This window comes from Aliivibrio sp. EL58 (genome assembly GCF_900312675.1).
GTDB lineage: Bacteria > Pseudomonadota > Gammaproteobacteria > Enterobacterales > Vibrionaceae > Aliivibrio.
This window is the reverse complement of the sequence record NZ_OMPC01000009.1, coordinates 831,436-843,801: the sequence shown is the minus strand read 5'-3', so window position 1 is coordinate 843,801 and position 12,366 is coordinate 831,436. Positions and strand designations below refer to the sequence as shown.

Below are 12,366 nucleotides of genomic sequence, written 5' to 3'. Positions count from 1 at the left end.
TTCGGTATATACTCTGCGCTCAATTTTAGGAGCGCCAATGTTCGATATCCTTTATCAAAATTCAGATTTTCTTGTTATAAATAAGCACCCAAACATCAGTGTTCATAAAGACGATGGTGAAACCTCATTATTGATTGAGTTAGCTAAAGTTACTGGTGATAAGCAGCTTTATTTAATTCATCGTTTAGACAAGATGACGTCAGGGCTATTGCTGATTGGTCGTAATCAGTCTGCTGCAAGTGAATTATCACAATTGTTCGCAAAGCGTTTGGTTGAAAAATATTACCTCGCTATTGGTGATAAAAAGCCTAAGAAAAAACAAGGTCTGGTTATTGGCGATATGGAGCGTTCACGTAGAGCGTCATGGAAGCTGATCAACAGTAAAGACAACCCTGCAATTACTCAGTTTTTCTCAACGGCTGCACATAATAGCAATCGTCTATTTTTATGTAAGCCTCATACTGGTAAAACTCATCAAATTCGAGTCGCATTAAAGAGTGTAGGTTCGGGGATTTTGGGTGATTCAATTTATAGCTCATCTAAAGCAGATCGCGGTTATCTTCATGCATATGCTTTACGTTTTACTTATCAAGAGCAAACGTTTGAATTTGTTGAAACACCAAAGCAAGGTGAAGAGTGGCAAGATGACACTATTCAAGCAGGATTAGCGCAGTGGCAAACACCGTGGACATTAACTTGGCCAGAGATTAAGAAGAAATCATGAAGATAGAAGCATTAGATACGTTATTTACCCATTTAGAAGCGCAGTTAGCAGCACCACAGAATGAGCTTCGTCGTTTATTCCATGGTCGTGGTCAGTGCTTTGACGGTCTAGAGCAGCTCACCGTTGATTGGCTTCAAGGTCAAGCTCCTCAAAATCAAGGGGCTCAAGGTCAACTAGTGGTGGCGTTATTTAAAGAACAAGATGCTACTTTTATTGAAGCTTTAGAATCAAAACTGAACGCATTTGCTGGATCTGATATATGGAAAAATGCTAAAGGCCAAGCCATTTTATTGCAACATCGTTATCAAGAGTTAGCACCGACTCAAGTCGTATGGGGTAGTGAAGAAACCTTCCCAGTTGCTATTGAAAATGGCCTAAAATATCAGCTAGAGCTTAAAAAGAACCAGAACATGGGGCTATTTTTAGATATGCGCTATGGTCGAAAATGGGTTCAAGCACACAGTGAAGGCAAATCAGTGTTAAACCTGTTTGCATATACGTGTGGCTTTTCTGTTGCTGCAATTGCGGGTGGCGCGACTCAAGTGGTTAATTTAGATATGGCGAAAGGGCCGTTGAGTCGTGGTCGTGATAATCATCGTTTAAATGATCATGATCTGTCTAAAGTTAAGTTCTTAGGTCATGATATTTTTAAATCGTGGGGTAAGATTAAGAAGTTAGGTTTGTATGATCTGATCATTATTGATCCACCTAGTTTCCAAAAAGGCAGCTTTGCACTGACCAAAGATTACCAAAAGATCTTACGTCGTTTACCAAGTTTATTGAGTGAAACGGGTGAAGTGTTAGCTTGTGTGAATTCGCCAGCGGTATCTACTGATTTCTTAATTGATGGTATGGCTGAAGAAGCGCCAGAGCTGAAGTTTGTAGAGCGTTTAGATAACCCGCCAGAGTTTGCAGATATTAATCCTGAAAGCGGCTTAAAAGTGATGCGTTTTACGCGTTAGTTTGCAAGGTAGCAGTATAGATTTAGAAAAGCCCTCTCATTATGATTAGTGAGAGGGCTTTTATTATTTATCGGTATTGAACTCTATTTTTCTTCGTTCATCTGTTCACGATCTAAACAAGATTGTTCTGTGACTAAGATATCGTTTTGTTTTTGACCGCGAGAATTACGAATCAAATAACGATAAGAAACGCCTTTTTCTAGTACAGGGCGGATTTCTTTATCATTACAGTAGGTGGCGATACTGTTTTCAATGATTTGATTAGTACTCATTTCACCAGAGCCACCATCTAAAAATACCATTTCAACCACACCTTGTTTCTCTTTTACTTGAATTAAGGTGAGTGGCCCCATTTCTAGAGGGACGGTACTTGCAAGAATACTGGCGCGATAATCAGCCAACATTTCTATTTCTTGTTGTTGTTCGTTAGAGGCACAACCTGAAAGCAGGATTGCGCTTAATGCGGTAAGAATGATTTTTTTCATTAGGTTTCTTTTTAATAAAATTGCTTTTAGTAAATGGTTTTAGTAATTAGCTTTTAGCGTAATAAAGGCTATTAGTTGTTAAGCAGGAAGCACTTTTTTAAATGGTTTTACGATGACATTCGCATAAACCCCAGCATCAATATATGGGTCGTTATTTGCCCATTCTTTGGCTGCATCTAGTGACTCAAATTCTGCAATAACGGTGGAGCCAGTAAAGCCTGCTTCACCAGGGTTTTCAGAATCGATTGCTGGCATTGGACCTGCTACTAATAAACGACCTTCATTTTGTAGTAGAGTAAGGCGCTCTAGATGTTTTTCACGAACACTTAAACGACGTTCTAAACTGTTTTCAACATCTTGAGAAAAGATTACATACCACATAGTTGAGTCCTTTTATTCTGTATCATCATTGATATAGCCATCATAAAAAAAGCTCCGGCTATAAACCAGAGCTTTTTACTAATTAATCAGAAAAATTCTAATAACTACGCAGTTTTAGGGATTGGACGCGGTTTTCCTTTCGCATCAATCGCAACATAGTTAAATGTGGCGTCACATACCATAAAGCGGTCACCAATACCGTGCTCTTTAATTGGCTTAACCCACACCTCAAGATTAATCGACATTGAAGTACGGCCAATTTTTACACATTCGCCATAGCAACAAACAACATCACCTACTTTTACTGGCTTTTTAAAAGTAATACTAGAAACAGATACAGTAACAATACGACCACCAGAAATTTCTTTGGCTAAAATACCACCAGCTAAATCCAGTTGTGACATGATCCATCCGCCAAAGATATCGCCATTGGCATTCGTGTCTGCTGGCATTGAAAGAGTACGTAGAAGGAGTTGGCCTTTAGGCGCTTGTCCAAGAGATGATGGAGTTGTCAAATTGATTTCCAATACAACTAAAATGAAATTAGGCAGAGTTTATCATAAAAAAACAGATATAAAAAAGCCGTGCGATAAAGCAGCACGGCTTATGTCTTTTTGTTTGATTTTTTGGTTACTCTTGTTCTTCTTTTTTCTCTTTTGGCATGTGTTTGTAAACGTACATACCAGTAAATAGTGTATATAAGAAGGTTAATCCAAGTAAGCCGAAGACCTTAAAGTTAACCCATACATCTAATGGCATTTCGAATGCTACGTATAAGTTGGCAATTGCACATACGGTGAAAAATAAGATCCAAGCGTAGTTGATCTTGTTCCACTGAGAGTCAGTAAGTGTCACTTCTTTGCCTAGCATACCTTTGATTACAGGCTTGCCAATGATCTGAGAAACCAGTAAACCAGCAGCAAAAACACAGTATACAATCGTTACTTTCCATTTAATGAAGTTGTCATCATGTAAGAAGATCGTCATACCACCGAAGACGGTTACCATAAGGAAGGTGATTAGCTGCATTTTTTCAACTTTCTTATAAAGAACGTAAGTCAAAATAAGTTGAACAGCTGTTGCTATGATAAGTGCGCCTGTTGCGGTGTAAATATCGTACATTTTGTACAGGGTAAAAAAGATAATCAGTGGGATAAAATCTAAAATCTGTTTCATATTTATAGGTTGAGCCAATAATTAATTATGTAGCGAGTGTATCTAAAATTTAGAGGGGAGGGAATCGCTAAAAATTGCTTGTTACATTTTATGCGTGCTTGTTGGTGAAAAAGAAAAGCCAACTCATATGCTTTCAACGAGAAAGAGTGAGTTGGCTTAATAATATCTAATGTAAAGAAGTAATGAATCTACGCTTCTTTATTTTCTGTCGTTGTTTCTGCTGTTTCTTCAACCATTGAGTCAACAATCACGGCACACGCAGCATCACCAGTGATGTTCAGAGCGGTACGGATCATGTCAAAAATTCGGTCTAATGCGAATAGAAGTGGTAGACCTTCGATTGGAATACCTGCAGCAAGTAGAACAGCAACGACTAGGAAAGAGGGACCAGGAACACCTGCTTGACCAACAGCACCCAGTGTTGATGTCACAATAATTGCTACATAAGCACCAATTGACAGATCAATGTTGAACAGCTGAGCAAAGAAGATAGCGACTAGACCGTAGTAAATTGCATTACCAGACATGTTGATCGTTGCGCCTAATGGCAGGACAAATGATGCGGTAGAGTTACGAACACCTAAGTCTTTCTCAACGGTTTCCATAGTTACAGGAAGTGTTGCCATTGATGATGCAGTTGATAATGCAACAGCTTGTGGCTTCTTCATTGCAATCAGGAATTTCTTTGCAGAGGTTTTAGTTAGTAGGCCAACCATTAATGGATACGCAATAAAACCAAATACAAGAATAGCAGCAACATAAACAACGAATAGTTTAAACACGACCATTAACGCGCCAAAACCAAACGTACCCACGGCCTCAGCCATTAAACCAAACACACCGATAGGGGCGATGATCATTACTTTATTGATCATCCAAACCATAATATCAACAATGCTATTAACCGCATTGATCATTGGTTCACGACGTTTCTTTTCTAGTTTAGAAAGACCAATGCCAAAAAATAAGCAGAAAACGAGAATTTGTAGAATGTTTGCTTCATTTAATGATTGGAAAACGTTAGTTGGGATCATACCAGTGATGGTCGCCCAGAACGTTGGCAGCTCACCTTTCGCGGCATACGCTGATGAGAACATACCTTCAACGCCAGAGACATCGATGCCTTTACCCGGCTCAAAAATCTCACCCATGAACAGTGCAAGTGCAACCGCAAGTGCTGAAGTGATACCAAAGTAACCTAAAGTAGTTAACCCCACTTTACCTGCATTACTGCTATTACCTAGCCCAGCAGCACCAGAGATTAGAGCAACAGCAACCAGTGGGATCACTAGCATTTTTATTAGGTTAATAAAGATTGTACCTAAAGGAGCAAACATAGCGGCAGATTGCCCCATTGTTGCACCAACCATGGTACCTACGATCATGGCAATAACGACTTGAACGCCAATATTGTTGAGAAGTCCTTTTTGTTGTAACACTTTGATTACCTCTATACTGTTGTTTTTAACAAGATAAAGTTTGTGTATCTTGTTAAATATGTAATTGTTAGTTGAATATATTGGATGATGTTTTACACGTAACATTTACATCTATCAATAGTTTTATCAAATACTTCTCAATTTATGTAGTCCCATGTAGGTTTTTTGTTTCTTTTTTGTGCGCCGTGAGGTTTATTGTTACTTTTTGGTAAGTGGGCTCTAATGAATATTTATTATGGCAAAGTCAGTATAGAAAAGGGAAGAATAAAAAAAGAGCTCGTGATGAGCTCTTTTGGGATGGGATAACATGTTAAATGTTATTTTTGTGTTGCCGCTTTCATCGATAAAGTAAACGATGAAAGAGCTTTAAGTAAAGTGGCTGGATTATTTTGATTTTGTTCAATGATCTTTACGGTCGCAGAGCCAGAAATAGCCCCTGCTGCGCCTGCTTTAATCGCTTCTTCAACTTGTGCAGGCTCTGAAATACCAAAACCTAAGATAGCTGGTGGTGCATCAAATTGGTTTAAGCGCTCTAATAGTTGAGCAACAGGCATACCTGCTTTGGTTTCTGCGCCAGTAACACCAGCACGAGAAAGAAGGTAGGTATAGCCACCACCTAATTTAGCAACGGTTTCTAACGTTTCATCTGATGCTGATGGTGGAGCTATAAAGATAGGGTGAACATTATGCTTGAGTGCACTTGCTCTAAATTCTTCAGACTCATTGGTTGGTACATCAGCAATTAGTACTGAATCCACACCGGCTTGTTGGCATTTAGCATAGAAAGTATCGATGCCATTTGCGAACACAAGATTTGCGTACACTAAAAGGCCGATTGGTGTTTCAGGGTATTTAGCTCGGATTTTTGAGATCAATTCAAAACAAACGGCAGGTGTTGTTTTACTGTCTAATGCACGAATGTTTGCACCTTGGATAGTAGTGCCATCCGCTAAAGGATCAGAAAATGGAATGCCTAATTCAAGGGCATCTGCTCCTGATTCAACTAACGTTTCCATGATCTGGTAAGAGAGCTCGGGATTTGGATCGCCAATGGTTACAAAAGGAACAAAGGCACCTTGGTTTTTGTCTGCTAATTTAGCAAATAGGTCTTGATAACGATCCATTAGATTTCTCCCTTTTCTTTTAGAATGTCATGAACAGTGAAGATATCTTTGTCACCACGGCCTGATAGGTTAACCACTAACAACTGTTCTTTTTCTGGTTCAGCATGCGCTAGCTGAAGTGCATAAGCCAGAGCATGAGATGATTCTAATGCAGGAATAATCCCTTCGCCTTTTGCTAAGGTTTGGAATGCCTCTAGTGCTTCATCATCGGTAACTGATCCATATTCTGCACGGCCAATAGCATTCAAATGTGCGTGCTGTGGGCCAACTGATGGGAAATCAAGCCCAGCAGATACAGAGTAAGACTCTTCAATTTGACCATGTTCATCCTGCATCAATGGTGCTTTCATACCAAAGAAGATACCCGTTTTACCATGCTTAAGTGGCGCGCCATGTTGGTCGGTATCAATACCTTTACCGGCAGGCTCAACACCAATCAATTTCACATCTTCTTCTTCAATGAAATCAGCAAACATACCAATCGCGTTTGAACCGCCACCAACACAAGCAATCACCGCGTCAGGCAGACGGCCTTCACGTGCAAGGATCTGCATTTTTGTTTCTTCGCCAATCATTCGTTGGAAATCACGAACAATCGTCGGGAATGGGTGAGGGCCAGCTGCTGTACCTAATAGGTAATGCGCAGTTTCATAAGTTGCAGACCAGTCACGTAGTGCTTCATTACAGGCATCTTTTAGCGTTGATGAACCTGAATGAACAGGGATCACTGTTGCACCCATTAACTCCATGCGGAATACATTCGGGCTTTGACGTTCAATATCTTTAGCGCCCATGTAAACACGACATTTTAAGCCAAGCAGAGCACAAGCAAGAGCAGTTGCAACGCCGTGTTGACCTGCACCCGTTTCAGCAATGATCTCTTCTTTACCCATGCGTTTTGCAAGTAGCGCCTGACCTAATACTTGGTTAGTTTTGTGAGCGCCACCGTGCAGCAAATCTTCACGCTTTAGGTACAGTTTAGTTTTAGTGCCCTTGGTTAGGTTACGACAAAGCGTAAGTGCGGTAGGACGGCCTGCGTATTCTTGCAGTAACGTTATAAACTCAGCTCGGAAATCTTCATCTGCTTGAGCATCAATAAAGGCTTGCTCAAGTTGGTCCAATGCAGGTACTAAAATTTGTGGAACGTATTGACCACCATATTCACCGAAGTAGGCATCTAATTTTGCCATGATATTTTCCTTAATAATCTCGTAATGCGCTAAATACGGCGCGTAATTTTTTGTGATCTTTTTTTCCTGGTACCGATTCGACACCAGAGTTGAAATCTAATCCGTAACAACCAAGTTGTGCAGCTTGTTTGGTATTCTCTAGTGATAAACCACCAGCTAACATAATGTCGTTATGTGGCAGTTTACTCCAATCAAAACTAACGCCAGTGCCACCTGCTTGAGTGCCTACTTTACAATCTACCAACACTTTATCAGCAAGACTTTGAGGAAGGGAAATGCTTTGTGCATCATCTGACACAGAAATAACATTCCACACTTGGCAACCTGCTGGTAGCTGTTGTTTTAGCTCTGCAATGTACTCTTCGCTTTCAGAACCATGCAATTGAACCACCGCAAGAGATAGTTCATTCGCTCGTTGTGCAACAGTAGACACTGTATCGTTTTGGAAAACGCCTACATAATTCAACGTGGTTGCTTGAGTTATGGCTTTTGCTGTCTCTAATGAAACAAAACGTGGTGATTTTTCAACAAAGATAAGTCCGCCATATACGGCACCAGAGTCATAAACTGCTTTTGCATCTTCAACAGACGTTAAGCCACAGACTTTGTTTTCACCCAGGATCACTTTTCGTGCTGCTAGCTCTAGGTTTTCTTCTGCCATTAGTGAGCTACCAATTAAAAATCCCGTAGCGTGTTTAGCCAGATCTTTTACTTGCTGATGGTTATAGATACCAGACTCAGAAATAATGGTTGTGTCTTTTGGCAGTAGCGGTGCAAGCTCTTTAGTGCGGTTCAAATCAGTGGATAAATCACGTAGATTACGGTTGTTAATGCCGATCACTTTCGCTTCTAATGCGACCGCTCGGTGTAACTCTTCTTCATTACTGACTTCAGTAAGTACACCCATCCCAAATGAATGAGCGACTTCTGCAAGCTCTTTGTATTCTTCATCGTTAAGCACTGAAAGCATGAGTAGAATTGCATCTGCACCGTAATGGCGAGCTAAATACACTTGGTATGCATCAATCATAAAATCTTTGCACAGAATAGGCTGATTAACTTGGTCACGAATAATGGGTAAGAAATCAAAACTGCCTTGGAAATACTTTTCGTCCGTTAACACAGAAATCGCACTGGCGTGTTTGTTGTAGACTGAAGCAATGTAGTTAAGATCAAAATCTTGTCGGATTAATCCTTTTGATGGTGATGCTTTTTTACACTCAAGAATAAACTCAGTTTTTCCCGTTTTTAATGCTTGGTAAAAACTGCGATCAGAGTTGGTTAGGCCATTCTTAAAGGTATCAAGAGGCTGTGTTTCTTTACGCTCATTTATCCAAATCGCTTTATCTTTGACAATTTTTACTAGCACTTCAGCCATTTGGGTGTTTTCTACTGAGATGTGCTCAGACAATTGTTGTGTCATCTTTCTATCCTCGTGCAGCCAGTTGTTGAACTAGCTCAAATGCTTTACCTGAGTTCATCGCATCAATGGCTTTTTGTGCATTGGCTTTTAAATCTTCATGACCAAACAGACGCATTAATAGTGAAACATTAACCGCAATAGCGCCCAGTTGAGCGTCAGTGCCTTTACCTGTCAGAATATCAGTAATAATCGCTCTGTTTTCTTCTGGCTCTCCGCCTTTAATTGCTTCAAGCGGATGAGTGTCTAAACCAAAATCTTCAGGCGTTAATGTGTATTCTTTGATTTCACCATCAATAATTTCAGCAACAGTTGTTGGGCCATGAATAGCAACCTCATCTAAACCAGAACCAAAGACAACCGCTGCGCGTTTCATTCCCATATTCACCATGGTTTCTGCGATAGGGCGAACCAAAGACTCGTCATACACACCCATTAATTCAATGTTTGGACGAGCAGGGTTGATTAAAGGACCAAGGATATTAAAGATGGTGCGGGTTTTCATGGTTTGACGAATTGGCATCGCGTGACGAACACCACCGTGATAGTGAGGCGCAAATAAGAAAGCAACGCCTAAATCATCAACCGCTTTTCGTGTGTCTTCTGCAGACATGGCTAAATTAATACCAAAAGAATCTAATAAGTCAGAAGATCCTGATTTACTTGATACGCCGCGATTGCCATGTTTTGCGATTTTTAATCCGCAGGCTGCTGCTACAAAGGCTGCTGTAGTGGAAATATTGATGGTGTTTGAACCGTCTCCACCGGTACCAACAATGTCGGCGAAATCGTAATCAGGGCGAGGGAATTCATTGGCATTATCAAGCAGTGCTTTTGCTGCACCTGCAATTTCGTTTGGTGTTTCACCTTTGATTTTCAAACAGGTTAGGGCAGCGGTAAGTAGAATAGGCTCTAACTCGCCTTTAATAATGGCATCAAAAAGAACTTGGCTTTCTGTTTCTGAAAGCGAAGTTTGATCATACAGTTTAGTAAAAATGGCTTCAATTTGAGTCATACGAATATCCTTATTCTTTATTGTCTGAACGGCTTGAATCTAAATTTAAAGCCCAGTTTAATGTATTAATTAGTAGCTCAGCGCCTTGCGTCGTTAAAATGGATTCAGGGTGAAATTGGAATCCACACACTTTATCTTCTTCTTGGATCACAGCCATGACTAAATCATCAACGGTTGCTGTAATGGTTAATTGCTCTGTTACCTTTGTTGCCACTAAAGAGTGGTAACGAGCAATAGAGAGTGGGTTTGGTAACCCATCAAAAATTGCGTGTTGGTTATGGCTCATCATTGCTGATTTACCATGAACGATTTCACCTGCTCCAGCAACTGTCCCATCATATGCTTCTACAATCGCTTGATGACCAAGACAAATCCCAATCATAGGTACTTTGCCTTTTAAGCGTTGAATGACTTCAGGCATACAGCCGGCTTCTGATGGCGCACCTGGTCCTGGAGATAGTACAACTACCGGATTTTCTAGTTTATTTACCGCCTCTTCAAAAGCCGCGGCTGACAAACTATTTCGATAAATAGTGACTGGGTAACCAAGTGAGCGAAATTGATCAACCAAGTTATAAGTAAAGGAGTCGAAATTATCGAGTAATACAATATGAGCCATTAGTTTTTCTCCTTAGTGCTTGCTGGTTGAGCTAAGTGCGCTTTTTGAATTGCTGAGATCACTGCTTGGGCTTTTCCACGAGTTTCATCGGCTTCAGCTTGTGGGTCAGAGTCATACACCACACCAGCTCCGGCTTGAACTTGAGCGATACCGTCTTCAACATAGGCTGAACGAATAACAATACAAGTATCCATGTTGCCATCGCCTGTTAAATAACCCACAGCGCCACCATAAGTGCCTCGGCGTGTTTTTTCTACGTCACGAATGAGCTGCATAGCACGGATCTTTGGTGCGCCAGTTAATGTCCCCATATTCATACATGCTTGGTAAGCATGAAGGGCATCAAGATCCCCTCGAAGTTGACCAACAACACGAGAAACCAGATGCATAACATGGCTGTAGCGGTCTACTTTTAATAAATCAGCCACATAGCGGGTGCCAGCTTCAGAAATACGAGCCACATCATTACGAGCCAAATCAACTAGCATCATGTGTTCTGCGTTTTCTTTGGTATCACAACGCAGTTCTAATTCAATGCGGCTGTCTAAATCATGGTTGATAGAGCCATCGCTGTTTTTACCACGTTGACGTGTGCCTGCGATTGGGTAAATCTCAACTTGGTTGGTTTCTTTACCGTATTTCAATGCAGATTCAGGCGATGCACCAAACAGGGTGAAATCGCGATCTTGCAGATAAAACATATAAGGACTTGGATTACCTATTTTCAGTTCACGGTAAGCCGCTAATGGCGCGGGACAAGGAAGAGTGAATCGACGAGAAGGAACAACTTGGAAAATATCGCCTTTAATTACAAATTCTTTTAAATCTAATACGGTTTGACAGAAATCTTCATCGGAGACACTTGGAACCGCTTCACAATTTTCTAGTGTTGGAGCAGCAGGAACCGTATGTGGCTCTGAGCAAAATTCTTTAATTTCAAGAAGTCGAGCTGAAACACTGGTTTTGATAGTCTCATCAGAATTAAACAGTGAGCCCTGAAGTACCGAAGACTCAGTTTGGTGATCGATGACCAAAAGTGATTCCGCTACATAAAACACATAATCAGGACACTTATTGGTTGTTTCTGCATTACCAAGGTTTTCAAAATTCGCCACTAAATCATAAGCAAATAAACCGCCTAAAAATAGTGCATTAGAGGGCAATCCAGTTCCATCAAAGTGATTCTGAATAAAACGCAGAGCATCAAAAGAAGAAAGCTCACGTAAACGGCTGTCTTCATCCAGATCTTGGTTAATCTCTGGAAAGTGCAGCGTGAGTAGAGTTTGAGAAGATAGAGTAATCAAAGAAGAAGGCAGAGATAGTGCTAAGGTCTGTAATAAACGTTCCCCATTTACTGTTAAGGCTTCTAAGGTAACGTCTTTATCAAAACAATGAATTCGTACCGCCGCGTCAATCAGCATTAAGCTTATAATGTTTTGCTTAGAGTTTACTTCAGCCCCTTCGAGCAACAAGCTCATCTCTTTATTCTCACACAACGTAGAGTAAAGTTGGGTTGGATCGGAAACGTATGGAACGTCAAGGGAAAGAACTTCTAGCTGACCATCATTGGATATTACTGACTGCATTCCAGCCTCCCTGCTAATGCGTTGAATTGATGTTACATTTTTATTAGTTTTCATAGTCGCATATTTCACTTTTGTTGCCACTCTTTTCTTAAAACTTGTGAGGGCTGAATGACTGACTGTTTAGATTTTCATCTATTATTAGTTTTACTGATTGGTTGTGCTTAAGGCATAAAAAAACCCGCTAGATGGCGGGTAAGGTTTCATGTTACTTAACTAAGCACAAAACACTACCCGAAGTAGTGCCA

13 protein-coding genes are annotated in these 12,366 nt (G+C 40.6%); 2 read left to right on the top strand and 11 right to left on the bottom strand.

The window, feature by feature from the left end; translation table 11 throughout:
* Positions 1 to 37: 37 nt before the first annotated feature.
* Together ED622_RS14725 and ED622_RS14720 are read left to right on the top strand one after the other, a co-directional pair.
* The gene (locus tag ED622_RS14725) at positions 38 to 724 is read left to right on the top strand and encodes a TIGR01621 family pseudouridine synthase (RefSeq protein WP_122035296.1); all 687 of its coding nucleotides are present in this window, start codon (positions 38 to 40) and stop codon (positions 722 to 724) included.
* A complete protein-coding gene (locus ED622_RS14720; protein WP_122035294.1) occupies positions 721 to 1,686 on the top strand; it encodes a class I SAM-dependent methyltransferase in 966 nt (321 codons plus the stop codon). Before ED622_RS14725 ends, ED622_RS14720 begins: the two co-directional genes overlap by 4 nt.
* Positions 1,687 to 1,769: 83 nt before the next feature.
* On the opposite strand, the gene ED622_RS14715 is transcribed toward ED622_RS14720, so the two are convergent.
* The 11 genes from ED622_RS14715 to ED622_RS14665 all read right to left on the bottom strand — a co-directional run bounded on the left by ED622_RS14715 (position 1,770) and on the right by ED622_RS14665 (position 12,121).
* Positions 1,770 to 2,171 carry a GspS/AspS pilotin family protein gene (locus ED622_RS14715; RefSeq protein ID WP_122035292.1) on the bottom strand — a complete coding sequence of 134 codons (402 nt, stop codon included), beginning with the start codon at positions 2,169 to 2,171 and terminating at the stop codon, positions 1,770 to 1,772.
* Positions 2,172 to 2,249: 78 nt separating this feature from the next.
* Positions 2,250 to 2,552, bottom strand: a complete 303-nt coding sequence (locus ED622_RS14710) for a YciI family protein (protein ID WP_122035290.1) — start codon at positions 2,550 to 2,552, stop codon at positions 2,250 to 2,252.
* A 104-nt stretch (positions 2,553 to 2,656) separates the two neighbouring features.
* A complete protein-coding gene (yciA, locus tag ED622_RS14705; protein ID WP_122035288.1) occupies positions 2,657 to 3,067 on the bottom strand; it encodes an acyl-CoA thioester hydrolase YciA in 411 nt (136 codons plus the stop codon).
* Between the two features lie 115 nt (positions 3,068 to 3,182).
* Positions 3,183 to 3,728 carry a septation protein A gene (locus ED622_RS14700; RefSeq protein ID WP_122035286.1) on the bottom strand — a complete coding sequence of 182 codons (546 nt, stop codon included), beginning with the start codon at positions 3,726 to 3,728 and terminating at the stop codon, positions 3,183 to 3,185.
* Positions 3,729 to 3,916: 188 nt separating this feature from the next.
* Positions 3,917 to 5,167 carry a dicarboxylate/amino acid:cation symporter gene (locus ED622_RS14695; RefSeq protein WP_122035284.1) on the bottom strand — a complete coding sequence of 417 codons (1,251 nt, stop codon included), beginning with the start codon at positions 5,165 to 5,167 and terminating at the stop codon, positions 3,917 to 3,919.
* Between the two features lie 317 nt (positions 5,168 to 5,484).
* Positions 5,485 to 6,291 (bottom strand): tryptophan synthase subunit alpha, encoded by an 807-nt coding sequence (gene trpA / locus ED622_RS14690; RefSeq protein ID WP_122035282.1) that lies wholly within the window; start codon positions 6,289 to 6,291, stop codon positions 5,485 to 5,487.
* Positions 6,291 to 7,481: a tryptophan synthase subunit beta gene (trpB, locus tag ED622_RS14685; protein WP_122035280.1), complete on the bottom strand. Its 1,191-nt coding sequence runs from the start codon at positions 7,479 to 7,481 to the stop codon at positions 6,291 to 6,293. The genes trpA and trpB overlap by 1 nt, the downstream gene beginning before the upstream one ends.
* A 10-nt stretch (positions 7,482 to 7,491) precedes the next feature.
* Entirely contained in the window at positions 7,492 to 8,904 is a 1,413-nt protein-coding gene (trpCF, locus tag ED622_RS14680; RefSeq protein ID WP_122035278.1) for a bifunctional indole-3-glycerol-phosphate synthase TrpC/phosphoribosylanthranilate isomerase TrpF, read from the bottom strand.
* 4 nt (positions 8,905 to 8,908) lie between these two features.
* Complete coding sequence (gene trpD / locus ED622_RS14675; protein ID WP_105054481.1) at positions 8,909 to 9,916, bottom strand: anthranilate phosphoribosyltransferase; 1,008 nt, start codon at positions 9,914 to 9,916, stop codon at positions 8,909 to 8,911.
* Positions 9,917 to 9,926: 10 nt separating this feature from the next.
* Complete coding sequence (locus ED622_RS14670) at positions 9,927 to 10,535, bottom strand: aminodeoxychorismate/anthranilate synthase component II (protein ID WP_122035276.1); 609 nt, start codon at positions 10,533 to 10,535, stop codon at positions 9,927 to 9,929.
* The gene (locus ED622_RS14665; RefSeq protein WP_162922530.1) at positions 10,535 to 12,121 is read right to left on the bottom strand and encodes an anthranilate synthase component 1; all 1,587 of its coding nucleotides are present in this window, start codon (positions 12,119 to 12,121) and stop codon (positions 10,535 to 10,537) included. Before ED622_RS14665 ends, ED622_RS14670 begins: the two co-directional genes overlap by 1 nt.
* Positions 12,122 to 12,366 lie beyond the last annotated feature (245 nt).